The 26677-nt window shown below is 52.3% G+C and carries 20 protein-coding genes; 12 read left to right on the top strand and 8 right to left on the bottom strand.

Annotated features, from left to right (window positions below; all coding sequences use genetic code 11):
* Window positions 1–58 precede the first annotated feature (58 nt).
* On the top strand, window positions 59–793 hold the full coding sequence (locus tag ACO2Q8_RS09590) for a hypothetical protein (protein ID WP_423344581.1): 735 nt from the start codon (window positions 59–61) through the stop codon (window positions 791–793).
* 524 nt (window positions 794–1317) lie between these two features.
* Here the strand turns inward: ACO2Q8_RS09590 and ACO2Q8_RS09585 are convergent.
* The 6 genes from ACO2Q8_RS09585 to rsmH all read right to left on the bottom strand — a co-directional run bounded on the left by ACO2Q8_RS09585 (window position 1318) and on the right by rsmH (window position 7498).
* Window positions 1318–2766, bottom strand: a complete 1449-nt coding sequence (locus ACO2Q8_RS09585; protein ID WP_423344580.1) for a UDP-N-acetylmuramoyl-L-alanyl-D-glutamate--2,6-diaminopimelate ligase — start codon at window positions 2764–2766, stop codon at window positions 1318–1320.
* A 27-nt stretch (window positions 2767–2793) separates the two neighbouring features.
* Window positions 2794–4971 carry a penicillin-binding protein gene (locus tag ACO2Q8_RS09580; protein WP_423344579.1) on the bottom strand — a complete coding sequence of 726 codons (2178 nt, stop codon included), beginning with the start codon at window positions 4969–4971 and terminating at the stop codon, window positions 2794–2796.
* Window positions 4968–5369 carry an FtsL-like putative cell division protein gene (locus ACO2Q8_RS09575; protein WP_423344578.1) on the bottom strand — a complete coding sequence of 134 codons (402 nt, stop codon included), beginning with the start codon at window positions 5367–5369 and terminating at the stop codon, window positions 4968–4970. The genes ACO2Q8_RS09580 and ACO2Q8_RS09575 overlap by 4 nt, the downstream gene beginning before the upstream one ends.
* Before the next feature lie 66 nt (window positions 5370–5435).
* Complete coding sequence (locus tag ACO2Q8_RS09570) at window positions 5436–5978, bottom strand: hypothetical protein (protein ID WP_423344577.1); 543 nt, start codon at window positions 5976–5978, stop codon at window positions 5436–5438.
* Window positions 5979–5982: 4 nt separating this feature from the next.
* A complete protein-coding gene (locus tag ACO2Q8_RS09565) occupies window positions 5983–6537 on the bottom strand; it encodes a hypothetical protein (protein WP_423344576.1) in 555 nt (184 codons plus the stop codon).
* Window positions 6538–6571: 34 nt separating this feature from the next.
* Window positions 6572–7498, bottom strand: a complete 927-nt coding sequence (gene rsmH / locus ACO2Q8_RS09560; protein WP_423344575.1) for a 16S rRNA (cytosine(1402)-N(4))-methyltransferase RsmH — start codon at window positions 7496–7498, stop codon at window positions 6572–6574.
* A 197-nt stretch (window positions 7499–7695) separates the two neighbouring features.
* Between rsmH and ACO2Q8_RS09555 the strand changes: the two genes are divergently transcribed.
* From ACO2Q8_RS09555 to ACO2Q8_RS09520, 8 genes are all read left to right on the top strand, one after another.
* Window positions 7696–8943: a peroxiredoxin family protein gene (locus ACO2Q8_RS09555; protein ID WP_423344574.1), complete on the top strand. Its 1248-nt coding sequence runs from the start codon at window positions 7696–7698 to the stop codon at window positions 8941–8943.
* Between the two features lie 139 nt (window positions 8944–9082).
* Window positions 9083–10354: an MFS transporter gene (locus ACO2Q8_RS09550; protein ID WP_423344573.1), complete on the top strand. Its 1272-nt coding sequence runs from the start codon at window positions 9083–9085 to the stop codon at window positions 10352–10354.
* A gap of 349 nt (window positions 10355–10703) precedes the next feature.
* On the top strand, window positions 10704–11351 hold the full coding sequence (locus ACO2Q8_RS09545; RefSeq protein WP_423344572.1) for a redoxin domain-containing protein: 648 nt from the start codon (window positions 10704–10706) through the stop codon (window positions 11349–11351).
* Between the two features lie 69 nt (window positions 11352–11420).
* Window positions 11421–11990 carry a cupin gene (locus tag ACO2Q8_RS09540; RefSeq protein WP_423344571.1) on the top strand — a complete coding sequence of 190 codons (570 nt, stop codon included), beginning with the start codon at window positions 11421–11423 and terminating at the stop codon, window positions 11988–11990.
* Window positions 11991–12224: 234 nt separating this feature from the next.
* Window positions 12225–14501: an ATP-dependent helicase gene (locus ACO2Q8_RS09535; protein ID WP_423344570.1), complete on the top strand. Its 2277-nt coding sequence runs from the start codon at window positions 12225–12227 to the stop codon at window positions 14499–14501.
* 111 nt (window positions 14502–14612) lie between these two features.
* Window positions 14613–15767, top strand: a complete 1155-nt coding sequence (locus ACO2Q8_RS09530; RefSeq protein WP_423344569.1) for an acyltransferase family protein — start codon at window positions 14613–14615, stop codon at window positions 15765–15767.
* A gap of 110 nt (window positions 15768–15877) precedes the next feature.
* Window positions 15878–16330 (top strand): rRNA maturation RNase YbeY, encoded by a 453-nt coding sequence (gene ybeY / locus ACO2Q8_RS09525; RefSeq protein ID WP_423344568.1) that lies wholly within the window; start codon window positions 15878–15880, stop codon window positions 16328–16330.
* A 124-nt stretch (window positions 16331–16454) separates the two neighbouring features.
* Entirely contained in the window at window positions 16455–17930 is a 1476-nt protein-coding gene (locus tag ACO2Q8_RS09520) for a DUF4301 family protein (RefSeq protein WP_423344567.1), read from the top strand.
* Between the two features lie 219 nt (window positions 17931–18149).
* Here the strand turns inward: ACO2Q8_RS09520 and ACO2Q8_RS09515 are convergent, their stop codons facing one another.
* Window positions 18150–18614, bottom strand: a complete 465-nt coding sequence (locus ACO2Q8_RS09515) for an RrF2 family transcriptional regulator (RefSeq protein ID WP_423344566.1) — start codon at window positions 18612–18614, stop codon at window positions 18150–18152.
* 739 nt (window positions 18615–19353) lie between these two features.
* On the opposite strand from ACO2Q8_RS09515, the gene ACO2Q8_RS09510 reads away from it, so the two are divergent.
* The 3 genes from ACO2Q8_RS09510 (at window position 19354) to ACO2Q8_RS09500 (ending at window position 25002) form a co-directional block, all read left to right on the top strand.
* The gene (locus ACO2Q8_RS09510; protein ID WP_423344565.1) at window positions 19354–22239 is read left to right on the top strand and encodes a TonB-dependent receptor domain-containing protein; all 2886 of its coding nucleotides are present in this window, start codon (window positions 19354–19356) and stop codon (window positions 22237–22239) included.
* Window positions 22240–22273: 34 nt separating this feature from the next.
* Entirely contained in the window at window positions 22274–23962 is a 1689-nt protein-coding gene (locus tag ACO2Q8_RS09505) for an IPT/TIG domain-containing protein (RefSeq protein WP_423344564.1), read from the top strand.
* 158 nt (window positions 23963–24120) lie between these two features.
* Window positions 24121–25002, top strand: coding sequence for an alpha/beta hydrolase (locus ACO2Q8_RS09500; RefSeq protein ID WP_423344563.1), 882 nt, complete (start codon window positions 24121–24123; stop codon window positions 25000–25002).
* Between the two features lie 2 nt (window positions 25003–25004).
* Here ACO2Q8_RS09500 and ACO2Q8_RS09495 read toward each other — a convergent pair whose 3' ends face one another.
* Entirely contained in the window at window positions 25005–26477 is a 1473-nt protein-coding gene (locus ACO2Q8_RS09495) for a M14 family zinc carboxypeptidase (RefSeq protein ID WP_423344562.1), read from the bottom strand.
* Between the last annotated feature and the right edge of the window lie 200 nt (window positions 26478–26677).

The following is a 26677-nucleotide window of genomic DNA, read 5'->3' as shown; positions in this document are numbered from 1 at the left end:
TTGCTTGTGCAAAAACAAATACTTTTACAATATTATTCCTCTTAAACTTTATAAAGCTATGCAGAATTCAATTACACAAATTCGGACTTATCTTAAATGTACACTCGTTGTACTACTGCTCACTACGCTATCATGCCAGAAAGAAATTGAGCAAAGTACATTGGTAGCTAAAGAAATCAATACAACATTGGTGGCCAATGATCTTGTAAGAGATCCTTACTTTGCTGAATTGTTTAAAGTATCAGCAAAAATGAGTAGGCAGGTACGGGAAGGTCAACTAAAAGTTAAAGTGTCTAATCAGAAAAATGCAGAAAATATAATTGCATCCAGTAAATCTGACCAGCAGCTGAATGATAATTTATCCCTATTTTTCAGTAACCCTGCAACAGTAATAGCAGCAGCCAAGGAGCTTTCTGATGTATTAACTAAGCTGGACTCTAGAATTCATTTTTCAGAATTAACCGTGAATCAAAGGCAGGAAGTGTTTGCTAAAGCCTTAAATACTTCTATGTCTAAACAGATGATATCCGAATTATACATGATTTCTCCACCAAGTGCCCGTATCGCTAATTGCGGAGGAAACTGTAATAATGTATATTACCATACTATTGAAGCTGCTGCAGCGACTTTGGCAACTGCAGCAGCTGGGGCGGGAGTTGCAGGTTTTTTTGGCGGCCCTGCTGGCATGGCGGCAGGCGCTGCAGGAATAATATCGGCTGTGATTACGTACTATATTGTAGAAAACTACGCTTTAGTTGCACTTGGAGATTGTTTTGATACTTGCTACGCGTAATTAAAGTTTGTTGCAAACGATTTTCCAATAAAGTTAGTCGCCAATAGTAAGTAGTATCAATGTTACTGTTAGCGACTAACTTTATCTAATTAGAAACCGTTTTTACAATTGAATCAACAATTATATTCGTTTATAAATCATCATGAAAGAAATATATAAAATCTGGTTATCCGCTATCGGATTTGCTATTTGTGGTTGCCTAATCTTGAGCACCATGCTATTGCCCCAGTTTCCAGTTATTCACTCGGCCCTAATTCCTATAGGCTGTATATATATAGCTGTTGGAATCTTTTTTAGAGCATTTATTTTCAAGCAAAAACCTCGTTTACATACTTTTCAGTTTTATACATGGAAAGTAAGTGTCCACAATTCTAAATTAATATTAATATATACACTGTTTGCGATCTCCGCAGTAGGACTCATTTTTTTGAGAAAACAGTCTGCAATGCATAAAGCACAAGTAATGTTTGAAAATTATTCCAGGCCATCCCATCAAAATAAGGCCAAATAAATTAAATATCTTTTTAAAAAAATGCTTCGCGAAGCACCTTGCGGTCGTCAAAATCGTACTTGACACCGTTGATTTCCTGATAGGTTTCGTGCCCTTTTCCGGCTACCAGAATGACATCATTGGGTTGCGATTGGGCAACCGCCCGGAAAATCGCTTCCCGACGGTCGACAATCGTCTCGGTTTTCTTAAACGAAACCGGCGGCACCCCGGCTTGCATTTGCTCCAGAATGGCCATCGGATCTTCGTTGCGCGGATTGTCGGAGGTCAAGATCACCCGGTCGCTGTACTTACAGGCGATTTCGGCCATGATCGGACGCTTGGCCGCGTCGCGGTTTCCGCCACAGCCCACCACCGTGATGATGTTTTCGTTGCCCTGGCGCAATCCGGCAATGGTTTCCAGCACGTTTTGCAAGGCATCCGGCGTATGGGCGTAATCGACAATCCCGACGCGCTTATCCGCCGAAATCACCATCTCGAACCGGCCCGGCGGACTCGGCAAATCCGAAAGCTGGGTCAGCACCTCCTCGCGATCTTCGCCCAGCAGCACGGCGGCTCCGTACACCGCCAGCAGGTTGTAGGCATTAAACCGTCCCGTCACCTTGAACCAGACTTCCCGACCGTCGATGTCCATCTGCATCCCGTACAGACCTTCCGACAACAACCGGCCCTTGAACGATCCCAGCGTTTGCAGCGAGTAGCTTTCTTTCTGGGCGACCGTGTTTTGCAGCATCACCAGCCCCCGCTTGTCGTCCAGGTTGGTTAGGGCAAAGGCCGACGCGGGCAGTTGATCGAAAAAGCCTTTTTTGGCCTTGATGTAATTATCGAAGGTCTTGTGAAAATCGAGGTGGTCGTGGGTGATGTTCGTGAAAATACCCCCGGCAAAGTGCAAGCCGACAATGCGGTGCTGCACGACCGAGTGCGAACTAACTTCCATGAAGCAGTGCGTACAGCCCCGCTGCACCATCTGCACCAATAATTCGTTCAGCGCAATGGTATCGGGCGTGGTGTGCGTGGCCGGAATGACGGTTTCGTCGATCTGGTTCTGCACCGTCGAAAGCAGGCCCGTCCGATAGCCAAGCCGCCGAAAGAGCCGGAACAGCAAGGTCGCCGTCGAAGTTTTGCCGTTTGTACCGGTCACCCCGACCAGTTTCAGTTTCCGGGAAGGGTGGTCGTAGAAATTGGCGGCCAGCAGACCGAGCGCGTAACTGGTGTCTTCCACCTGGACGTACGTGACGGTTTCGACCCGATTTTCGGGCAGTTCTTCGCACAGAACGACGGTAACGCCCTGCTCGACAGCTTTGTCAATAAACTGGTGCCCATCGGTTTGCGTCCCTCGGATAGCGGCAAACAATCGACCCGGACCCGCCTGCCGCGAATCCATCGTCAACTGCTCCACCTCGACATTCATATGGCCGGACGTCGACAGCAACGGCACTTTATACAAGAGTGTACTTAACTGCATACAAGGTTGGTAGCCCTTCGGACCGGATCAGCGTTCAGGCTGCGTTTTTTTGTTCATCGCAACTTCAAGCGTATCCGGTCGGGCGGTTTGGCGTAATGTCAGGGTTATTTTACGGGGTTTCGGTAAGGGATCACCCGGTGGCACCGACTGCTCGACTACTTTGCCGTAGCCCTCAAAGCGTACCCGGAAGCCCCGGTTTTCGAGCAGGTGCAGGGCATCCCGAAGCGTCATCCCCCGCAGATCCGGCACTCGATTTTGATTTGTCTGGCTAATCCACTGCACGCGTGTGCCTTGTGTATCGGCCTTAACCCAGCCTTCCGGACCGGGTTGCGCATCGATATTCAGTTCAGAACCAATCGTCCGGATGTCGTCGGCAAATCCGGCTTTCACGCCTTTGGCTGATTGGCGGGGCGGTTTGGCGGCAATAGCCACGGGACGGTGCATCTGAACATCATAGGCATAAATCCGGTCGGCAATCTCCCGAAAAACCGGAGCCGACACACTCCCGCCGTACAACAGATCGATGCTGGCGCCGTGGGGCGTATCAATCACCACCACAATGCTGTATTTCGGTTTTTCCGCTGGGAAATAACCAATAAACGAGGTATAATACTTGCCTACCTGGTAGCGACCGTTGATAAGTTTCTGAGCCGTCCCGGTTTTTCCCGCAAACCGGTAGTATGGGCTTTGACTTTTCTTCGCCGTTCCGCGTTCGACGACCCCTTCCAGCATTTTTTTCACCTGACGGATTGTCGTCTGGCTGCAAATCGGTTCCTGCGACACATAGGGCTCGTATTCCTTGACCACATCATTCGCCCGCCGAACCTGCTTTACCAGCATGGGCTGTACCCAGTTGCCGTCGTTGGCGATGGCGTTATAGAATGCCAGCATCTGCAAGGGCGTCAGTTTCAATTCATACCCAATGGCCATCGAACTCAGCGACAGTTTACTCCATCCCGGCGACTGCGGATTGGGCACCACCGGTTTGGTTTCGCCGTTGAGGTGTAAGCCAATCGGTTTGTCGAGCCGGAATCGGCGCATATAGCGGCAGTAGGTTTCTGCCCGGTTATAAAAGTTACTACTGCTCATCAGCAGGTGCACGCCAACGTTCGACGATTTTTCGAAAACCTGCTGGGCCGTAATGCTGCCGTGCCCTCCCCGCTTGGTATCCGAAATCCGGCGCCCGCGGTACAGCACTGCGCCACCGCCGGTATGCACCACCTGGTCGGGCCGGATGGTTTTCTCTTCCAGCAGAGCCACCATCGTGGGTAATTTGAAGGTCGAACCCGGATCGGTGCCGCCCGCCAGCGCATGGTTAAAATTCTCGACGTACTTGCCTTTTTGCAGGGTCAGATTCGCCATCGCCCGGATTTCGCCGGTTTTTACTTCCATGACCACCAGACAGCCCTTTTCAGCCTGGTATTTTTCCAGCCCGTGCAGCAGCGCCGTTTCGGCCATGTCCTGAAAATTGACGTCGATCGTCGTATAAATGTCCAGTCCCGGTTCGGGTTTGATGTCGGAGCCATCTTCCAGCGGCATTCGAACCCCGCCCGACAGTTCTTCCACCAGTCCTACACCGTCTTTTCCGGCCAGCTCGTTCTGGAAACTGGCTTCCAGGCCCACCAGTCCTTTCGCGTTTTCGGGATTCAGGTAGCCCACGGTCCGCAACGCCATGCGGCCGTAGGGATGATAGCGCTGGTAAATCGGATCAAACTTGCCGCCCCCTAGCCCTTTCGAACGATCCCGGCGGAAAAATGGCCACTTCTCCATTTCCATCCGCTCCTGAAAGGTAATCTTCTTATGGCTCAGCAGCACGTACTTCCGCCCGTTTTCCCGCGCTTTCCGAATCATGTACGCGTATTCGTGCCGGGGCCGCTCGCCAAACTTGCGCGCCAGCAACATCGCCAGCGAATCGATTTTTTTCTCGAACGAATCGGGCTTGGCGACGCACGGATCAATCCCGACATAATAGTTCGGGAGCGAGGTTGCCAAAAAGCTGCCGTTGTGTGAGTAAATATTCCCACGCGTAGCCCGAATGGTATCGCGCTTGATGTGGTACTGCGTGATACGGTCTTTCCACAACCGCCCGTTCTGTTTCTGGAAAAACTGCACGTATGCCAGCCGGGCAATAATGGCGGAGGCAAACAGACAGATTGCCACAGAGGCCACCGTTGCCCGGCGCAAAATGTCCTTTTTGACGTTCATGGCTGCGTTTCGTCCGATTTGACGACAATTTTATACGGTGGAGTTACTGGTTCGGTCAAACCGGTAGCTATTACTTGCTTGCTGATTTCCGACTGCTTGCCGCTTTTCATGAAATCGGCCTGGAGCGTGGTGTATTTGGCCCGTTTTTCGTCCACCTGCGCCTTCAGCCGCTGAATATTCCGCACCAGCCGCTCGGCGTTGTGGTTGAAACCGATGTACAGAATCAACAGGAACGAAACCCACATAATCCGGTCGAAATGCTTGATCGGCCAGGCATTGTCCTCCCCGAAAAGCCGGTCGAAACCGATGGTTTGATTCAGGTAGGTCAAAAGCCGGTTTTCCCGCTTTTTCTTCACAATCGGCGCTTTGGGCGGTGTTTTGTAGGTATTCTTTGCCATATGCTCACATGGTCTCTAACACCATATATTACAATAATCTACTGTCTTAATCAGAAACAAAAACATTTATTTCTCTATATAATCTACTATTTCTTTAATAAGGCCTTCTTTATAAAATTCTTCCCGAATTTCAGGCTTATCAAGAAGACTTATAAGTTTTTCCCGGTTAAAATTGAAAAGATTTTCCAGTATTTTTTTTGGAGCAACACGAGCTACGTTTATAAATTCTTTATTCTTTATAATCTCGTCATTGAAAGTACTTTTTGGCAATTCCTTTATGAACTCTTTGTTATCAAGAAATATTACTTCAAGCTCTGGAACAGCCCAAAATGTTTTAAAACTAGTTTTATTTAGAGTTGCATTGATATAAGAGTTTACAAATTCTTCTTTTTCACGTATCTCATTCTTAGAAATCGTATCGGTGTCTAACAAAAGTACAACCTTCTTGTTTTTAAGAGTCAAAAGTGATTTAACTTTAGAGAGAGCCGATGAATACCCATTTGCAGGTAGTATTTTATATTCTGATTTTACCCTCTTGCCTTGCAAAAGTTTTTCCAGAATTTTTGCATCAAACTCTCCTTCGGTCACTATCGCTACTTCCTGGCTCATCTTCTTAAATCGCTAACGTGATGTCAAAATTTGTGTTCCCTTGCTCAATAGCATGTCTATATTTTTTCAAAAGCCCTTCCTTGAAAAAACCATTTTTCAAGGAGTAGTCTATATGATTTGGTTCCCACAACAAAATCGTTTGTGGTGCCAGGAACTGAGCAAGCGTTAAAGCAGGGGCTGTAAAGCCTGAAGTACTAAAAATACAACCAATGGTACTAGATGGACGCCTAAGTAATTGATTTCTTAATTTGGATATTGGCTCTATATTTAAAGGTGTTACATGATCTTTAGATTCTACAAGAACTGAAAAACTGACATCATTAAAATGTATAGCACCATCTATTTGCTCGACATTTTTTTCATCAAATAAATCTACTGAATACGGCCATCTTATGATGGCTCCTTCTAGCTCGAAAGCTCTTAGAATTAGAAATTCGAAGGCTTTTCCTTTTGCCCAACCCCTAACTTTAGTCCGCGCAATTATTTTCTCCCAAAGTTTGATAAGCCCATCCTTGCTCGTACGCTGGATTTTGTCTATATACTCTTCAGTGGTTGGCATTTTCTCTGGTGGGTGGATACTAAACGGTCAATAGCTACACTTTCTCCGCAATCCGCAACTTCGCGCTCCGGGCGCGGGGGTTCCGGTCGACTTCTTCTGCCGACGCTTCAATCGGTTTTCGCGTGACGGATTGCAACGGTTTTAGCTCGTTGCCGTACAAATCCTTTTCAACGTTTCCCCGGAAATTACCGGATTTGATGAAGTTTTTCACCAGCCGGTCTTCCAGCGAATGATACGACATCACCACCAGCCGACCGCCCGGCGCCAGCACTTCGGGCACCTGCGTCAGAAACTCTTCCAGCGTCACGAGTTCCTGGTTGACCTCAATGCGCAGCGCCTGAAAAACCTGCGCGTAATACTTGTTTTCCTTGCCCCGGGGCGCGTAGCGTTGCAGCACGGCTTTCAGGTCGTTAATCGTTTCGATAGGGCGGTTGACGCGGCTGGCCACGATGACATTCGCCAGCGTCCGGGCGTTGATCACCTCGCCGTACATCCCGAAAATCTTGTGCAACTGGTCTTCTGGATACTCGTTAATGACTTTCCGGGCCGTCAGCTCGCCCGACTGGCTCATGCGCATGTCCAGATCGGCATCGAAGCGGGTCGAAAAACCGCGTTCGGGCGTGTCGATCTGGTGCGACGAAATCCCCAGATCGGCCAGAATACCGTCGACCTGCTCAATTTTATACAACCGTAAATACCGCTTCAAATGCCGGAAATTGGCCGCTACGAACGTCAGACGCGGGTCGTTGATGGCGTCGGCATTGGCCCGGGCATCGGGGTCCTGATCAAACGCAATCAGCCGACCCGCCGACTCCGGTCCGGCGGGCAGTTGCCGCAAGATTTCGCGCGAATGGCCCCCGCCCCCGAACGTCACGTCGACGTACGTACCGCCGGGCTTGAGATTCAGTCCGTCGAGGCAAGCCTGCAATAAAACCGGTTCGTGGTAATTGGTTACTGTCATACGATTAATAAACGAGTTAGAAACCAGCGGCTAAGCGCGATCTGGTGAAGTCACCTGGTTTTTTCGATCAGATTCCGGTTTACTTGCTCGTTTCAAAATTCGTTTCGGAACTAAAACAAAAACGCCATCCGTTACAAACTTAACAAAACCGCCCCTATTTCTACCCCACAAAAACTGGATCTGCTATTTTTTATCGTATGAAAAGAATTGCTGTCGTATGGATTGGATTGCTGCTTGGGCTTCCGTTTTTCGGGTTGTCACAAGCGGTTTCGCCCCTCAAAACCGGCGTCTGGCGGGCGGTGGTGAAAAATAAAGGCGGGGAACTGCCGTTCGGGCTGGAATTCACGGCTAACCCGGACGGAAAAGGCTACACGGCCTACGCATTGAATGGAGCCGAGCGGTTGCGGTTCGACGCGGTCACGCTCAAAGGCGACTCAATCCGGCTCACAATTGACATTTTTGAAGCCGAAATCCGGGCGAAACTGACCGGCACCACCATGCAGGGCTTCTGGCGTCGTCGGCGGGTGGCTCAGAATTACACCTCATTACCCTTTGAAGCCCGGCACGGCGTTCAATACAGGTTTACGCCAAAGACCGAAACGCCACCGATCAATGTCACGGGAAAATGGGCCACGACCTTCCGCTCCGGCAGCGATTCGGCTGTAGCCGTGGGCGTTTTCGATCAGAAAGGCAGCAAGTTGACCGGCACGTTTCTGACCACAACGGGCGATTACCGGTATCTGGACGGCAATGTCGTGGGCGACAGCCTGTTCCTCTCGACCTTTGACGGCACGCACCTGTACTTGTTCAAGGCCCGGCGCAAACCGGACAACACGCTGGAAGGCGGTTTTTGGTCGGGCGAGAGCGGGTACGAAAGCTGGACGGCGACTTTTGATCCAACGGCAAAACTACCCGATGCCACCACATTGACGTACCTGAAACCGGGTTATAAAACGTTGGAATTCAGCTTTCCGGACGTAAACGGCAAACCGGTCTCGCTCAGCGACGCCCGGTTTAAAAACAAGGTTGTGGTGGTCCAAATCCTGGGGTCGTGGTGCCCGAACTGCATGGATGAAACTAATTTCCTGAGTCCGTGGTATAAAAAGAATAAAGCGCGCGGTGTCGAAATTGTGGGGCTGGCCTACGAGAAATCCGCCGAGCTGGCCGAGTCGGCTCCGAAAATCCAGCGGTTGATCGACCGGTTCAAGATCGATTACCCGGTTTTGCTGGCCGGAACGAACGTCAAATCCGAGGCATCCAAAACCCTTCCGATGCTTAACCAGGTGGTAGGCTTTCCGACGACGATCATTATCGACAGGAAAGGCCAGGTTCGCCAGATTCACACCGGTTTCAGCGGCCCCGGCACCGGCAAGTACTACGACGAGTTCGTAGAAGATTTCAACCGGCTGATCGACAAGCTCGTGTCTGAACCGGGATTACGCTGATTAACGGATTTACTTGATTTTTACCACACCTACGGACTATGGTTACCGTGATCGATAGGGTTTTTATGATTTACTGATCCAGCATATAGTAATCCGAAAAATCCTTTCATCCGCGTAATCCCGGTTCAGAATCTGATTTATGTCCCGCCAGGAAAAACTTCTTCTTTTCATTCTTGCCTGCGTCAACTTTACGCACGTCGTCGATTTCATCATCATGATGCCGATGGGACCGCAATTGATGCGGTATTTTCACTTGAATCCGCAGGAATTTAGTTTTATCGTGTCGGCTTACAGCCTGAGCGCCGGAATTTCCGGTTTTCTGGCAGCTTTCTTCGTCGACCGGTTCGACCGGAAAAAAGTGGTGCTAACGGCCTACATCGGTTTTGTCGTTGGCACGATTGCCTGCGGACTCGCGCCGACGTTCGGTTGGCTGGTGGTGGCCCGGACCGCGGCCGGACTCTTCGGCGGGGTGCTCGGCGCGCAGGTGTTTTCTATTGTCGCCGACGTAGTGCCATACGAGCGCCGGGCACAGGCCATGTCAATCATCTCAACGGCTTTCTCAGTGGCGTCGGTTGTGGGCGTTCCGATGGGCTTGTATCTGGCGACCGAAATTAGCTGGCACGCGCCGTTTCTGGCCATCGGTGGCCTGGGGCTGCTGGTGACGGGGCTGATTATCCGCTACGTGCCCCGGCTGGACGGCCACCTGCAACGGGGCGGGACAAAATTCAATCCGCTCGACGTTATCACGTCCATTCTGCGAAGTCCGAACCAGCTTCGGGCACTCTGGCTGACCACAACCATCATGCTCGGCCATTTCAGCATCATTCCGCTGCTGTCGACATACCTGGTCGCCAATGTGGGCCTGGGCGAAAGCAATCTGTACCTGATTTATCTTGTGGGCGGTCTGGTCACGATTTTTACAGCTCCGCTGGTGGGTCGGCTGGCCGATCAGCGCGGCAAATACCCGGTTTTTGTGGTATTTGCCCTGCTATCGATGATTCCGATGTTTTTGCTAACGTCCATGCAGCCGTCAAGCCTGACCTACATCTTATCGGTTAATGCGTTCTTTTTCATTTTCTCCAACGCCCGGTTTATTCCGGTTCAGGCGATGGTTTCGGCCGTCGTCGAACCGCAGCGCCGGGGCGGTTTTATGAGCATGAACTCGTCGGTTCAGTTGCTGGGGCAGGCGCTGGCAACCTACGGCGCGGGTTTGTTGATTACCAAAACCGAGAGTGGGGCGCTGATCCATTATTCGTGGGTCGGTTACCTGGCGATGGCGATCATTTTCGTCAGTATCTTTATTGCCCGAAACCTGCGACCGATCGATGCTGACAGCCCTTCCCAGCTTGATCTAGAACAGCCTGAGACTGAGCAGCCCGACTCAACCCGGCATCCAGTTAAAACGAGCTAAACCGTATCCTCAAATTTTAGCGCCAAAATTTGGAGTGAATTGTCTTTATTACCTACATTTGCACATATCCTATTGACAAAGTAGAATAAATGTTTCTTTCAGCTCAATATACCGCCCCTTTCCGGGTCAACCCGGTGATCGCTTTGTCCACTGTTTGGGTCGGTGGTGGTGGTTGTCGGTCGTTTATGCCCCTGAGCTGTTAGGCTCATCGATCCCTCCCTTCTTACTGTCCTTACTCAGCGTTTTCTCAAGTAGGTTGGCTTATCCGCCAGCCCAGCAAACATCGGCCCAAAACCGAATCACGCACGTTAGCCAAAAAGTCTATAAAGTCTATAAACTCACTACTGTAATGATTACCTTTTTTGACACCGTACACGAAGACACCGACTTGTATTCTGCACCACAGGTATTCCGTAAACTGATTCCCATCAATCCTCTGCAACCCGGTGAAAAAGCGCCCCTGTTCGGCGTCCTGCGCCAGCGGACCCTCGGTCAATACCTTCCCTGGCAGACCGATTACGCCAAAACCGTTCATCTGCACGACTGGTTGCAAACCGGCCCGCTGGTGGTCGCTTTTTACAGCGCGGGCTGGAACAGCTATGCCAAAAACTACCTCCGCCAACTGACGCAACTGGGTATACGGATTCAGGAAACGGGCGGCACCTTGCTAGTGGTTTCGCCGGATTCGTTCGATGCGCTGCAAACGCTCGTAGAGCAACAGGATTTGCCATTTACGGTGGCACAGGATGTCGATAACCAAATTGCGGCCAAATTCGGAGTTTATTCCATCGATGATCCGATCTGGAACCGCATTGCCGGTATCACCGAAGATGTACCGTTCCCGGCTCTGTTTGTCGTTGCATCCGACCGGCAGATTCAGTTCAGCTACATCGACAAGGATTTTCGGGAAGATTTCCCAACGGCCGAAGCGCTGAATCAGATCGACCAACAAACCGCCGTCGGAACGCTGGGTTTTTACGAGCGAAAAGCCGCCTGACCGTTTCTCCACGGAAACGAAACAAGTTTATCCGGTTTGGGTTTTCCAAAAGAAACCCGTGAATACCGCATGAACCGAAGTGACTTTTTGGCCCTCGGCAGTTCGGTGTTCCTAACCGCCCTGACTGGTATGAACACATCCGAACCCGAAGCGATTCTTTTTCAAGACGACGGCTCCATTCCGAACAGCCGCTATCCGCTGCTGCTGTACCGCAACGCTTTTTCGGAGACCGGCCCGGCGGGTGCTGCCTGGCTCGAAAAACTGTTTTCTTCCAATAACTGGACGAACTCCTGGCGCAACGGCGTTTTTCCGTACCACCATTACCATAGCATTACCCACGAAGTACTGGGCGTCTACAGCGGCTCAGCTTTGCTGCACCTCGGCGGAGAGAAAGGCCGCAAAATCCGCGTTCAAACCGGTGATGTGATCGTCATTCCGGCGGGTGTCGGCCACAAACGCCTGGAAGCCAGCCCGGATTTCGGCGTCGTGGGCGCTTACCCGGACGGCCGCGACTACGACGTGCTCCGCGGAGAACCCGGCGACCGACCCCAGGCCGACCAAAATATCGCTGCCGTTCCCCTGCCCAAAACCGATCCGCTCCACGGCGCAAAAACCGGTTTAATCCGTATCTGGCACTAACGTACCCACGGACTTCAGTCCGTGAGAGCTAGAAATAGCCGTAACCCAGAAATCCCTCAAGGAAGTAAACTTTAGTCCGTGTTTTGGGAGTTTATTCACCTATTTGGTTAAGCCAACTCATACGGACTAAACGGGGTCGCCCGGCGGTCCGTGGGTACGGTTCCGGTCATCCGCAACTTTTTTCGTAGTTTTGCCTGTTATTCGATACTGACCAACTACTGAAGCGGACGCGTTGTGACGGATTATATTTCCACTTTAAATGAACCCCAACGGCAGGCCGTGTTGCACGACAACGGCCCGTTGATGATTATTGCCGGTGCCGGATCGGGAAAAACCCGGGTGCTGACGTACCGGATTGCCCATTTGATCGAAAACGGTATCGATCCATTTCGGATTCTGGCGCTGACGTTTACCAACAAAGCCGCCGGAGAGATGCGCCACCGGATCGAGAGCGTCATCGGCACCGAAGCCCGCAACATCTGGATGGGCACGTTTCACTCGGTTTTTGCCAAAATCCTTCGCATTGAAGCCAAGGCGCTCGGTTACACCAGCAATTTTTCGATTTACGATACCGACGATTCCAAGTCGCTGCTGAAAAGCATCATCAAGGAGTTCGGGATGGACGACAAGGTGTACCGCCCGAACGTGGTTTTTTCCCGCATTTCGGGAGCCAAAAACCGGCTCGTGGGCTGGGCAGACTACCTGGCCAACCCCTTGATTCAGGCCGATGATGCAGCCGCCAAAATGCCGGAGATCGGACGGATTTACAAAGCTTACGCTCTGCGGTGTTTCCAGGCCAACGCAATGGATTTCGACGATTTGCTCTACAACACGAACGTGCTGTTCCGTGATCACCTGGATATTCTGAACAAATACCAGCATAAATTCAAACACGTACTGGTCGATGAGTTTCAGGATACGAACGTGTCGCAGTATTTGATTACGCGGAAACTGTCGGCGGTCAACCAGAATATTTGCGTGGTGGGCGACGACGCCCAAAGTATCTATGCGTTCCGGGGGGCCAACATCGAAAACATCCTGAATTTTGAGAAGGATTTTCCGGATGTAACCACAATCAAGCTGGAGCAGAATTACCGCTCGACCAAAACCATCGTCAGCGCAGCCAACTCCATCATTGCCCGCAACCGGGCGCAGTTGCAGAAAAATGTTTTTACCGACAACGAAGATGGCACGCTGATCGAGGTATTGAAAGCCGCTTCTGACAACGAAGAAGGCCGGTTGATTGCCACCTCGTTGTTCGAAGCCAAAATGCAGGAAGGGCTGCGGAATTCCGACTTTGCCATTCTCTATCGCACCAACGCGCAGTCGCGGGCGTTTGAAGAAGCGCTCCGGCGGCTGAGCATCAAATACCGGATCATCGGCGGTTTGTCGTTCTACCAGCGCAAGGAAGTGAAGGACCTGCTGGCGTACCTGCGGTTTACGGTCAACCAGAATGACGAAGAGGCCTTTAAACGCATCATCAACTTGCCCAAACGCGGGATTGGCGACACCACTGTAGCCAAGATTTCGGTCGTAGCCGCCGAAAACCAGGTGCCGGTTTGGGACGTCGTTGCCAATGTGAACAAATACGTGGCCGGGCGGGCGGGCATTGCCATCGAAGGCTTTGCCGACCTGATCAAGAGCTTTCAGTTGCTCCTCGATAAGAAAGATGCCTACGACGTGGCCGCGCACATCGCCAAATCGTCGGGGATTCTGAAGGAGTTGTACGACGACAAAACCGTGGAAGGGCTGTCGCGCTACGAAAACGTGCAGGCGCTGTTAAACTCGATCAAGGAATTTGTCGATAACCCGGACAACGACGACAAAAGCCTGAGCGCTTTCCTGCAAGTTGTCTCGTTGTTGACGAGCGCCGATGAGAAGGAAGACGACGGCGACACCGACAAGGTGACGTTGATGACCATTCACGGTGCCAAGGGGCTGGAATTTCGAAACGTATACATTGTGGGGCTGGAGGAAGATTTGTTTCCGTCGCAGATGATGCTCGAAAGCCGGGCCGATCTGGAAGAAGAACGGCGGTTGTTTTACGTCGCCATTACCCGCGCCGAGAAGAAGCTGACGGTTTCGTACGCCGAGTCGCGGTATCATTACGGGCGACTGAAAGTCTGCGAACCGAGCCGGTTTTTGATGGAAATCGACCCGAATTTCCTAAAAATGGCGAAAGTCCGGCAGAACGAACGGGAAGACCGCGACGATTTCAAACGCGAAACGCCCTCGGGCGGCTCCATGAGTTTTGTGCGGAGCCTGGCTCAGAAAACCGCCAGCAAGCAAGCCCCGCAACCGGCTGTCGCCCATGTGCCGTCGAGCGATTTTTCGCCTAGCGACACCTCGAAGCTGGCCGAAGGCATGCGCGTCGAACACATGAAGTTCGGGTTCGGGCTCGTGCAGAAGATCGACCAGAACGGCAACGACCGCAAAGCCGTCATCAAATTCGATCAGGCCGGAGAAAAGACGCTGTTGCTGAGTTTTGCGAAGTTGAAGATTGTCTCCTGAGAAATTGTGCTCACAAGCCACTGCCAGACGCATTCCTCGCGTGGCAGTGGCTTTTTCATAAGTATACCGGCTGACACTGAGTCTTTTAAGCAAAATTGACTTCAGCCCGCTATGCTTCCCGATCCCCAAACCGACGCTGCGCCGTCCCCGGTTGCGACCGAAACGGCCCGCAAGCCCCCACGACTCCTGTCCATCGACGCGCTCCGGGGCTTCGATATGCTGCTGATTGCCGGTGGCGGCACGTTCATCGAACTGCTCAAAGGCAAAACCGGTTTGGCCTGGGTCGACTGGCTGGGCGAGCAACTGACCCATCCGGCCTGGCATGGGTTCACGTTCTATGACTTTATTTTCCCGTTGTTTTTGTTTCTGGCCGGGGTGTCAATTCCGTTTTCGCTGCGGAACAGCCTGGAACGCGGAGTCGACAAGGCGGTTTTGTACCGCAAGGCGCTCCGGCGGTGGGGCATTCTGTTCCTGCTCGGTATTCTTGACAAAAACGTCCCGCTGGATCTCTTCGACCCGGCGCACATCCGGTTCGGCACGGTTCTGGGGCGCATCGGTTTGGCCGGTTTTGTCGCTACGGTTTTGTTTTTGAATTTCTCCACCAGACAACGGCTATTGTCGGTGGCTGGCATTCTGGTGGCGTATTATGCGGCCCTGTTCCTGATTCCGGTTCCGGGCTACGGCGCGGGCGATTTGTCGTTTGAAGGCAACCTGGTCGGCTGGTTCGACCGGACGTTCATGCCGGGGCGGCTCTTGCAGAAAACCTACGACGAACTCGCCCTGCTGACGCAGTTTCCGGCGATGTGCCTGACAATTATCGGCACCGTGGCCGGAGAAATATTGGTATCTGACAAAACCGACCGGACCAAACTCGTCACCCTCATCGTTCCGGGACTGTATGCTATTGCTGTTGGGGTATTGTGGGGCCTGCATTTCCCAATCAATAAACACTTGTGGAGCAGCTCGTTCATCTTGCTGACGGCGGGCATGGCGCTCAACTTTCTGGCGTTATTCTACGGCATCATCGACGTGCTGGGTTACCGGAGATGGGCCTTTTTCTTCAAGGTGATCGGGATGAACTCGATTGTGGTCTACCTGGCCTACCGGTTTATCGATTTTGACCAAACTTCCCAACGGCTGTTTGGCGGTTTGATCAAATACACCGCCGAACAATGGCACGATTCGCTGCGGGCACTTGGTTCCCTGGCCCTCGTCTGGACGATGCTGTACATCCTCTACCGAACCAAGATTTTCGTGAAAATTTAGTTTTTTGATAGGAACACGGATCGGACGGATGGAACGGATTTCAACGGATAAAAAATCAGTTCTGATCCGTTCCATCCGTCCGATCCGTGTTCCCATCCTATCTTTGCACCATGATTCGATTTTTCACGGAAGACATTAAGTTTACCCTGTCCGAAAAAACACCGACGCGCCAATGGCTCACGGCGCGGGCGAAGGCCGAAGGCTTTTCGGTTGGTGAACTGAATTATATTTTCTGCTCCGACGAGTATTTGCTGCAGGTCAATCGCGAGTACCTTGACCACGATTATTACACCGACATCATCACCTTCGACAACTCGGAAGACGAAAACCGGCTGGAGGGCGACATTTTCATCAGCATCGATCGCGTCCGCGACAACGCCCGGCAACTGAACGTACCCGACGAGCAGGAACTGCGCCGGGTGCTGGCCCACGGCCTGCTCCACCTTTGCGGGTACGGCGATAAAACCGACGATGAAGCTCTAGTGATGCGGCAGAAGGAAGATGAAAGCCTGGCCGAATGGAACTACCACTCGTTGGGCACACCCCCGTCTCATCGGATCTAAACCTGTTTCCCTTCAGAGAACCCACCACGTTGTTTACGAACTTAGTAGCTAACGGCTTGATTCGGTACGGCAAATTTTCGTATTTGCCACTCGTACAAACCGCATCTCTATCCCAGGTTCATTTATGCAATTTACGGAACAAGATCAGCATCAAATTCTGTCACAGGGCGCTACGCTTGAACAAGTTGACGAACAGATCCAGCATTTTATCAATACATTCCCGTTTCTGCCCGTCATCAAAGCCGCGACGGTGGGCGACGGCATTATCCGCGTCGATGAGCAAGAACTGGACACCATTGTGACGCGCTTCGACCGGCAGGCTTCTTCGCTGTCGTTGCTGAAATTTGTCCCGGCGTCGGGGGCCGCCACGCGGATGTTTAAGTCGTTGTTTGCCGCGCTGGAAGGCAAACGCGATAAGTCGGTGGATGACTTTTTTGCCCGGCTGTCGGATTTTGCCTTTTACGATGCGCTGAAAGGCGTTTCGGGCGAAACCGACCAGCACGTCCTGAGTGCGCTGTTAACCGATGAAGGGCTCGACTACGGCAACCTGCCGAAAGGCCTGCTGCTGTTTCACCGATATTCCGAAGGCCCGCGCACCCCCGTCGAAGAGCATTTGATCGAAGGAGCGGCCTACGCCAACTCGAACGGGCTCGTCCGGATTCACTTCACGGTTTCGCCCGAACACCGGAGCCGCTTTGAAGCCCTCATCGAACGCGTTCAGCCGGAATACGAGGAGATGCTGGGCGTTACGTTCGAGATCACGTTTTCGGAACAGAAAAAATCAACGGATACGATTTCGGTCAACCCCGATAACACGCCGTTCCGGAATGCCGACGGCTCGTTGCTGTTCCGCCCGGCGGGCCACGGCGCACTGATCGAAAACCTGAACGACATCGACGCTGATGTGGTGTTCATCAAAAACATCGACAACGTGGTGCCGGATGCCTTGAAAGAACCGACCATTACGTACAAAAAAGTGTTGGGCACCATTCTGCTCGACATCCAGCAGCAGATTTTCCGGTTTCAGGAGTTGCTGGGCGACGATATGATCAGCGACGGTTACCTGGCCGAACTCGACGAATTCCTGAAAACGACGCTTTGCGTGCTTCCACCCAACGGTTTCGATGCCTGGAGTCAGGACGAGAGAGTAGACTATTTCCGCCGGAAGCTCGACCGGCCGCTGCGGGCCTGCGGGATGGTGAAAAACGTGGGCGAACCGGGCGGTGGGCCGTTCTGGGCCAAAAATGCTGACGGTTCTGTCTCGCTGCAAATTGTGGAATCGGCGCAGATCGACCTGGATAATGCCGACCAGAAGCAAATTTTTGATACGGCCACACACTTCAACCCGGTCGATCTGGTGTGCGCACTGAAAAACCGGGAAGGAGAGAAGTACAACCTGCCCGCCTACCGAGATCCGCAGACGGGTTTTATTACGGCAAAATCGAAAGATGGGAAGGAACTCAAGGCACAGGAACTGCCCGGCCTCTGGAACGGCGCGATGGCCGACTGGAACACGATTTTTGTGGAAGTCCCGCTGATTACGTTCAACCCGGTCAAAACCGTCAACGACCTGTTGCGGAAGGAACACCAGCCGGCGTAGAAGGTTCATTAGTTTATGATTTATGGTTTATAGCAATACACCAGAAACTGAACCTGTTTAAACTTTTTGTAATCAATCCATTATGAATGCGTTTTGTCATCCCGACGGCAGGAGGGATCTTCGGGTGAGACTGACATTCCTCCGGCGCTCGAAGATCCCTCCTGCCGTCGGGATGACAGAAAAGTTTAAACAGCCTCACTATAAACCATAAATCATAACCTATTTATTCTCCGTATCCACCAGATTCACCACCACGTCCTGGTGTTCGGCTTCCCGGCGGGCAAAAGCGCCGAGCGTCGTTTTCTCGTAGACGGCCAGGTTGGCGTCGCGGACGCGCTCCATGATGGGCCGGATGGCGCAGGTTACTTCGTCGTTGCAGTCATCGCAGCGGACATAAAAATTGAGTGAAACGCAGGGTGTGGGCGCAATCGGGCCGTCGATGACCCGCAGAACCTGGGCCAGATTAACCCGCTCCGGATCAACCCGCAGCAAATAACCGCCCCCTTTGCCCTTCTGGCTTTGTAGAATCCCGTGGTTGCGCAGTTCAAGAAGAATCGCTTCCAGAAATTTCTTGGGAATATTTTCTTTCGCCGAAATGTAGGAAATCAGGATCGGGCCTTTCCCAAATTCTTCTGTTAAAACTTTCAGTGCCTTAATCGCATACTTGGCTTTCTTTGAAATCATCGTGTTACGGTATTAACGTTCAGGGTGTCGGTAAGCTAGTGTCCCAACTGGGCAACAAACACAGTAATGTTATGAATCCGTGTAGACATGATAGCCGAAAAATTGCGGTTTTGAGATCGCAGCAAAACCGGTAGCGGATTTAGATCTGAACAATTAGTTCATCTAAACCACTAATTCTCTATCTACCAAGCAAGTTAATGACATTTTCCTCTTTAGACAACTTTGCCAATGGATTTAGTCGTGTAACACCTCTGCTGATCAAACCCGTTCCAACTATGTAAAGAACGATAATTTCAGTACTTGGAAGAAAGCCGGGGCAACGTACACACTTCAGGGTAATACGCGATAATCCTTAAATGGACCACTTTTGTTTCCAAATAAAATTAACAATTAAGTAACTCTTTGATAACAAACATTCTGTTATTTTCCTGAATAGCCATTTAAAGTTCTTAAAAACACAATAAAGCCTTTTGCTTTGTTTTAGACGATTCGCGCAAAACAAATCTAACGGCTCAGCATAAATATCTGAAAAACAGGGTTTTATTTTTTAATAATCTTAGCTATTCGATTCATAAATATCTTTTTGTTTCCTAATCCGCTCACCTTTTCGCAAAAAAGGATTGTGATCAAATTGTCACGTGCTGACGGCTTTATTAACAATTTGATAAAATTCAAGGAATATCGGGGTAATGCGTGATCCGGTACTTTGTGGTGTTCAATAAGACACCAAACAAACAACATGAAACGCATTTTACTCCTGTGCTTTCTCCTGGCTATCTCCCCGCTTGGTTTTGCTCAGTTAGCCATTGGAACCGTCCGGGGAACGGTTAAAGATGCCAAGACCAAAGAGTCTTTAATCGGTTGTACAATCCGCATCGACGGAACGCAACTCGGTACCACCACCGACGTGGACGGGAACTTTACCCTGGGCAATGTCCCCGTCGGAACCCACAAAGTCATTATCTCCTACGTCTCCTACAAAACAAAAGAAATTCCGGGTGTTCGGGTTGAGTCGGGGAATACGACCGTAATTGATACTGAACTAAACGACGAGGGAACTGTCCTTCAGGAAGTCGTAGTCCGGGCCAACCGCGCGACCAACACCGAAGTGGCCGTCATTACCGAGATCAAGCAGCTAAAACCGATGGCTGTCGGGATTTCAGCCCAGCAGATTCAACTCTCGCAGGACCGCGATGCCGCAGCCGCCATCCGCCGGGTGCCGGGGGTTAGCATTGTCGACAACCGGTTTGTGCTGATTCGGGGTCTGGCCGCCCGCTACAACTCCGTGCTGATCAACGATGTCATCACGCCATCGACCGAAGTCGATACCCGCTCCTTCTCTTTCGATCTGGTTCCGAGCAACATCATCGACCGGATGATCGTCTTCAAATCCGGTTCGGCCGACCTGCCCGGCGACTTTGCCGGGGGCGTTATCAAGATTTACACCAAGCGCCGTCCCGATCAGAACTTCGTTGATGCCGGTGTCACACTGGGCTACCGCGCCAATACGACTTTCCAGACTGTCCAATCACAATCCCGCAGCGGCCTGAACTGGCTCGGCTTGTGGGGCTCCGACCAGCAAATTCCGAGCAGCTTCCCGCAACGCTCCTCCGATTTCAACACGCTGAACCCGCTGCAACGGGCGGCTTATGCCCGGCTGCTGCCCAATAACTGGGGTTTAAACAATATTTCGGTGTCGCCGGATATCCGCGTGGCCTTCAACATGGGCCGCCGGTTTGACATTGGTGATGTGCGGGTAAGCAACCTGACCAGCATCAACTATTCGATGACGCACCAGTTTGCCAACATCGACTTCCGGTTGTACGAAAACGGTACGGTAGCTAACTCGGTCGCCCAGCAATACAACGACGCCAACTACAGCCGGGGAACCCGCCTGGGCGTTTTGCACAACTGGTCTTTCCGGTTCTCACCCTCGTTCAACCTGGAATGGAAAACATTGTTTAACCAGCTCAGTACGACCGAAACCGTGGTTCGGACCGGGCAACAGGTTGAAAACAGCACGGATGTCCAGAGTTATTCGCAACGCTTCGAAAACCGCAGTATCCTGACCTCGCAATTGGCCGGGGAACATACGCTGAGCGAACTGACCAAAGTAAATTGGGTAGGTAGCTTCGGCTACACGGGCCGCTGGGAACCCGACTGGAGACGGGCACGCTACCTGCGGGCAACCGAAACCGGCGGTTCTGACGGCGAACAACAACCGTTCCTGATTGCTACGCCGAATGACCCGACGCCGACCGAAGTAGGCCGGTTTAACTCGAAACTGCACGAATACGTCGTATCAGCTATCGGTAATATCGAACACACGTTTGGCAACCCGACGGATCGCGAACCTAACCGCATCAAGGGCGGGGTGTATCTGGAACAGAAAAACCGCGATTATGCCGCCCGTTTCTACGGCTATCAGGCCGTCGGCAACTCCCTAACGGCTCGCGGACAGGATATTGGAGAGGCTTTCGCACCGGCGAATGTGAACGGGCAAAACGGGTTTGCCCTGCTGGACGGAACGCGGGATCTGGATTCGTACAAAGGTGAAAACACGTACGTGGCCGGTTACATCAACGGCGACGTATACTTCGGCCCGAAAGCGAACCTGACGCTCGGTTTCCGGGGCGAATACAACGACCAGGGCATCAAGGCGACGATTGTCGGCCAGGAACGGCAACTGGTGTCGAACAAGATTTTCAGTCCGCTGCCGTCTCTGAACTTTATGTACAAGCTGAGTGAGCGCACAAACCTGCGTCTGGCCTATTCGTCATCGGTCAACCGGCCAGAGTTCCGGGAGCTGGCCCCGTTCAGTTACTACGATTTCAACCTGCTGGCCGACATTCGCGGGAACACGACGCTGACTACGGCGACCATCCAGAACGTCGATGCCAAGTGGGAGTTTTATCCGTCAACGGGCGAATTGATTTCGGTAACCGGTTTTTACAAGCACTTCAACAAGCCGGTCGAATCCTTCCTGCTGCTCCAGGGGAACGGTTTTGCCTACACGTTCATCAATGCGCAGTCGGCCCGGAACTACGGGGTTGAAGTAGAAATCCGCAAGGGCTTTGCCAAAGCGCCGAGCGCCTTCCTACAAAACCTGACGGTGGTGGGGAACCTGTCGCTGATCCGGAGTACGGTCAACGTTGGCGATGTGGTTACGGCCCCGGATTTGGGCGGTGAGATTCAGCAATACCGGGGCGTCACCGATGCCGAGCGCCCGCTGGCTGGTCAGTCACCGTACCTGATCAACGCCGGTTTGTACTACACGGCTCCCAAAACCGGGTGGCAAGCCAACGTCCTCTACAACGTGTTCGGGCAACGCATCTTTGCGGTCGGGAACATTCAGAATCCTACGGTTTATGAAATGCCCCGGCACGTTGTCGACCTGAATTTGACTAAACAGTTTAACAAGAAAATCGAATTACGCCTGGGTATTCAGGATATTCTGAACCAGTACGTCCGCTTTGCACAGGACTTCAACCGGGATGGTAAAATCGGTAATGACGCCACCTCGGCATCACCGGATGCCGATCAGAACATCCGGAAGTTCCGGCGGGGAAGCTATTACACCGTCAGTGCGATTTACACGTTTGGGCGCCGGATCGTAGTGCCTTGAGTACAATAATCAACTAACAATAAACAATTTCCTTATGCAATTTATCAACAAGTGGCCGTATTCGCTCCTCCTTCTGTTTGGCTTAATGATAGCCTTTACAGCTTGTGACAACGACGACGAACCCGAAGCGGTATTGAGTGTGACGGGTATCAACCCGACTACGGCACCGGTGAACGGAACGGTCACGATTACGGGAACGCAGTTCAATTCCACGCCAGCCAGCAACACGGTGACGTTTACGGGCAATGCCGTCGCCAACATTCTTTCGGCTTCGTCTACTCAATTGGTCGTAACCGTACCGAACGGAGCCCAAACCGGCCCGATTACCGTCGCAACCGGTGGTCAGAGTGCTGTTAGTTCACAATCGTTTTCTCTCGGCAACCGGGCCGTTGTTGAAAAAACCGGCAATATTACGGCCAACGAAACCTGGACGGCCGGGAATATCTACCTCCTGCGCGGTTTTGTCTATGTAAAATCCGGTGCAACGATCACCATTGAGCCGGGAACGATTATCAAAGGAGCCGGGGCCGCTCAGGACCCGTCCGGTCAGCAGAAAGGGGGTACGCTCATTATTGAAGCCGGTGCCAGAATCAATGCCGCCGGTACAGCCAGCGCTCCGATCGTCTTCACGTCGAATCAGCCGGTCGGCCAGCGTAAATACGGCGACTGGGGTGGTATCGTCATCATCGGACGCGCTCCGCACAACCGCCCCGGCGGAACCGGTTTTGAAGGCGGTATTTCGGGAACGATGGGTACCGGAACCGATGCCAACGACAACTCAGGTGTGCTGCAATATGTTCGGATTGAGTTCGCCGGTATTGCCCTAACGGCTGGTAATGAGATCAATGGGTTGACGATGTACGGGGTTGGTGCCGGTACGACCATGGATCACATTCAGGTTTCCTATGGGGGTGACGATGCATTCGAATGGTTTGGCGGTACCGTCAATGCCAAGTATCTGGTTTCGTACCGCAACTTCGATGACGATTTTGATACGGACTGGGGCTTTACCGGGAAGGTTCAGTACGGTGTGATTCTGCGCGATCCGAACGTCGCCGACCAGTCGGGCTCCAATGCCTTCGAGTCTGACAACTTCAACAACGGTACGCCCGCAACCGGCCCGAATAACGGTTTGCCCCTGACGGCCCCGGTTTTTGCCAATATCAGTGTGTTTGGTACCAGCGGTACGCCTTCCAACACGCCGACGTCGGGTGGTAGCGGTTCGTACCAGTCGGCCATGCACCTGCGCCGGAATACGAGCATCAGCATTTTCAACTCGGTCTTCCTGGGTTACCCCGAAGGGCTTCGTCTGGATGCTCCGGCTGACGCTACCGGCAACAGCACCTACAGCAACGTAACGGGAGGCACCCTCCAACTTCGCGGTGTTGTTCTGGGCAACACAAATACGCCGGTGCGCGGTGCCGGAACAATCACCAACGATCAGGCAACGGCTTTCTTTAACACGACGGCGTTCAAAAACCAGATCATTCCGGCGGCTAACGTATCTTCGCTCCTGCTGAACAGCCAGAGCTTCAACCTGGAGGGTTCGCCGAACTTCCTGCCGCAATCGGGTTCGCCGTTGCTGACGGGCAGCGCCACCATCTGGGATGGCAAGGGAGCCGACGCCTTCTTCACGAAGGAAACCTTCCTGGGCGCCTTCGGAACCACAAACTGGACCACTGGCTGGACCAACTTCAATCCGCAGACTACGCCTTATAACTAAGACGCAAGATCAATTCAATTTATATTTGGTGTCGCACGAAAAGGCCGGGGCTTTGCTCCGGCTTTTTTCTTTTGTATTAAGATAACCCTCGGGTAAAGATTTTTTGGTGGAAACGGGCGCTTTTTCTTTTTCTTTCAAATAGGTTTGTTTTCAAAAAAATGCTTGCCACCATAAACGTATTTCCTGTGGTTTTGGGCTTCCTGCTCCTAACCCCTCCACTTTTCGGTCAGCCGGGCGCAACCGCCCCGGCCAATTTGGGCAAACCGTTCGTACTGGGCGTTATCGACGAACTGCCATCGAAGCTGTTAGGAGAAAAGCGCATCCTGAACATTTACCTGCCCGAAGGATACAACCAATCCGATACGGCCCGCTATCCGGTGATCTATTTGCTGGATGGGTCGGCCGACGAAGACTTTATTCATGTTGTGGGGCTGGTGCAGTTCAACAACTTTTCGTGGATCAACCGGGTTCCTAAATCCATCGTAGTCGGCATTGCCAACACCGACCGACGGCGCGATTTTACGTTTCCGACCACGATTGAAGAAGACAAAAAACGGTTTCCGACTACCGGCCAGTCAGCCCGTTTCATCCGCTTCCTGGAAACCGAGTTGCAACCGTTTATCGAGAGCCGGTACCGAACCACGACTGCCCGAACGCTGATCGGGCAGTCGCTGGGTGGGCTGTTGGCCACCGAAATTCTCTTCAAAAAACCGGCTTTATTCAACCGCTACATCATCATCAGCCCGAGTCTCTGGTGGGACAACGGCTCGCTGCTACGCCAGAATCCAGCGGTTCTGCACCCCAGTTTTGCCCCGAAAACCGCTGTTTACGTGGGTGTCGGCAAAGAAGGACTGGCCCCTGGCAGTATCCCGCACGTTATGGAAGTCGATGCCAATCTGCTGGTTGAAAAGCTAAAAACCGCCCAAAACCGCAACCTGACAATTCACTTCGACTATTTGCCGCAGGAAGACCACGGAACGATCACGCATCAGGCGGTTTTCAATGCGTTCCGGTTGTTGTATCCGCTGGGCAACAACTAAGATCACTCCACCACGCCCGTGGCCAGTTTGTTGGCCCCGTTGGCAACATCCAACCAGAAGCCGTTCACGAACACGTATCGCAATTGATTACCCCGGCGCAGCACGAAGGTCGGAATCCGGTTGGTCTGCACGGGCCGCACAGCTGTGGTAGTGGGCTGAAGCAGGTGAATCGGCTCCAGGTGCGTCGTTGTCCGTGAGGGATTCGCCAGCCGGAAAGTCGTTACACCTTGGTGCAGCAGTGAATCCAGTTTGTATTTTTTCAACTCAGCCACCGAGCGCAGCGTGTCCGGGTGAATTCGGCCGGGCGCGAGCGTCAGGCCGGTCGCGTCGATTTCCTCAATGCCGAAAAACGTAGACAGATCGCCGAAATCGTCGATGGTGCTCCGGTGGCCGAAGGTGGTCGCGTTGCCGACGTTTACCTCGTAGCGGTTGATGCCCAAATCGACCGTGACCGGTTTTCCGCCCCGCATGATCTGGGCGTTCCGGATCAAGACATCGAACAGATACCGCTCATTTTCCGGAATCGTGTTGTATTCCGACCGCGACTCGGTTTTGTAAGCTTCCGTCGCAATGGCTTGCAGGCCCGACAGAATGGCGATGTAATTCAGTTTGCGGATGTATTGCTTTTCGGGATCGTTCGGATAACCGCCCGATTCGATCAGAATCAGTGTGGTGCCCCATTTCTGAATGTTGTCGCCAAACGCCCGGGGCTCGAACTCGTCGGAATACCGCCCGACCCCGCCGGGAATGAATTGCTGCAAAACCCGGTTCATGCCCACGATCAACTGCATTGAGCGTTCGCGCACCGGATTGATGTTCCGGGCTTCGTCATAGGCCGTCGCCAGAAACGAGATGGTGGCCTGTTTGGGCGTATGGCCCACGCTATAGCGGGTGCTCTGGTCGTGAAGGTTAAAGCCAACATCCGGTTTTAGCGACTGTTGTAAGCCTTTCAGAATCAGTGATTCCGGCGATTGCAGCCGCAGGGCATCGCGGTTCAGATCGATGTCGAGGGCGTTCCGGCGCTGGTACCGCTCGGCCCCGTCGGGGTTCAGCATCGGCACGAAATACAGCGTCGTTTCGGTCAGCAATTGCTGCTTGAACGCATCGAACGGCCCGTCGGTCCGGAGCCAGTTGAAAATGTCGAAAATCGCCATCGTGGCCGACGGTTCGTCGCCATGCATCTGCGACCAGAGCAACACCTTGCGCGGCCCGTTGCCGACTTTGATCATCTGAATGGGCCGTTTCTCAACCGATTCGCCAACCTGCGTCACCGCAAACCGGGCGTCGGTCTTCAGCTTGTCAATCAGGGGAAGAATATCAACCTGCTTAAACCGCCGGTGGGTCAGGGCGCTTTCGCGGTAGGTGTCGTAGGTATCAAACAAGTGTCGGGAAAAAGACAAATCCTGGCTGTGGGCAGTGGTCATTAGCAAAAAAGTATACGCAAAGGTGGCAAGGAATGATGTAGATTTCAGCATGTGGTGAAGTTGATTTTGGGTTAATAACCCCCAAACCCCTGAAGGGGGCTTAGCTCTGCTAGTTTTAAAGCCCCCTAAAGGGCAGGGCTGTTAAGTTCTTTGCTTTTTTTACATTAGTGCCAAATTTTCTCTGGTATGACGCTCTATGAAGCCTTTGCGGCTCTCCCCGACCCCCGGCGTGCCGAAGGACGACGCATTGA

Source organism: Larkinella sp. VNQ87 (assembly GCF_049445795.1).
Lineage (GTDB): Bacteria > Bacteroidota > Bacteroidia > Cytophagales > Spirosomataceae > Larkinella.
This window is presented reverse-complemented; position numbering and strand designations above follow the sequence as displayed.

Bases quoted from the DNA above. Each gene is read 5' to 3' on its own strand.
- ACO2Q8_RS09505 (WP_423344564.1), top strand. From the start codon at position 22,274: ATGCAATTTATCAACAAGTGGCCGTATTCGCTCCTCCTTCTGTTTGGC.
- ACO2Q8_RS09500 (WP_423344563.1), top strand. From the start codon at position 24,121: ATGCTTGCCACCATAAACGTATTTCCTGTGGTTTTGGGCTTCCTGCTC.
- ACO2Q8_RS09495 (WP_423344562.1), bottom strand. From the start codon at position 26,477: ATGCTGAAATCTACATCATTCCTTGCCACCTTTGCGTATACTTTTTTG.
- ACO2Q8_RS09510 (WP_423344565.1), top strand. From the start codon at position 19,354: ATGAAACGCATTTTACTCCTGTGCTTTCTCCTGGCTATCTCCCCGCTT.
- rsmH (WP_423344575.1), bottom strand. From the start codon at position 7,498: ATGACAGTAACCAATTACCACGAACCGGTTTTATTGCAGGCTTGCCTC.
- ACO2Q8_RS09580 (WP_423344579.1), bottom strand. From the start codon at position 4,971: ATGAACGTCAAAAAGGACATTTTGCGCCGGGCAACGGTGGCCTCTGTG.
- ACO2Q8_RS09585 (WP_423344580.1), bottom strand. From the start codon at position 2,766: ATGCAGTTAAGTACACTCTTGTATAAAGTGCCGTTGCTGTCGACGTCC.
- ACO2Q8_RS09565 (WP_423344576.1), bottom strand. From the start codon at position 6,537: ATGCCAACCACTGAAGAGTATATAGACAAAATCCAGCGTACGAGCAAG.
- ybeY (WP_423344568.1), top strand. From the start codon at position 15,878: ATGATTCGATTTTTCACGGAAGACATTAAGTTTACCCTGTCCGAAAAA.
- ACO2Q8_RS09550 (WP_423344573.1), top strand. From the start codon at position 9,083: ATGTCCCGCCAGGAAAAACTTCTTCTTTTCATTCTTGCCTGCGTCAAC.
- ACO2Q8_RS09540 (WP_423344571.1), top strand. From the start codon at position 11,421: ATGAACCGAAGTGACTTTTTGGCCCTCGGCAGTTCGGTGTTCCTAACC.
- ACO2Q8_RS09520 (WP_423344567.1), top strand. From the start codon at position 16,455: ATGCAATTTACGGAACAAGATCAGCATCAAATTCTGTCACAGGGCGCT.
- ACO2Q8_RS09530 (WP_423344569.1), top strand. From the start codon at position 14,613: ATGCTTCCCGATCCCCAAACCGACGCTGCGCCGTCCCCGGTTGCGACC.
- ACO2Q8_RS09545 (WP_423344572.1), top strand. From the start codon at position 10,704: ATGATTACCTTTTTTGACACCGTACACGAAGACACCGACTTGTATTCT.
- ACO2Q8_RS09555 (WP_423344574.1), top strand. From the start codon at position 7,696: ATGAAAAGAATTGCTGTCGTATGGATTGGATTGCTGCTTGGGCTTCCG.
- ACO2Q8_RS09575 (WP_423344578.1), bottom strand. From the start codon at position 5,369: ATGGCAAAGAATACCTACAAAACACCGCCCAAAGCGCCGATTGTGAAG.
- ACO2Q8_RS09590 (WP_423344581.1), top strand. From the start codon at position 59: ATGCAGAATTCAATTACACAAATTCGGACTTATCTTAAATGTACACTC.
- ACO2Q8_RS09570 (WP_423344577.1), bottom strand. From the start codon at position 5,978: ATGAGCCAGGAAGTAGCGATAGTGACCGAAGGAGAGTTTGATGCAAAA.
- ACO2Q8_RS09515 (WP_423344566.1), bottom strand. From the start codon at position 18,614: ATGATTTCAAAGAAAGCCAAGTATGCGATTAAGGCACTGAAAGTTTTA.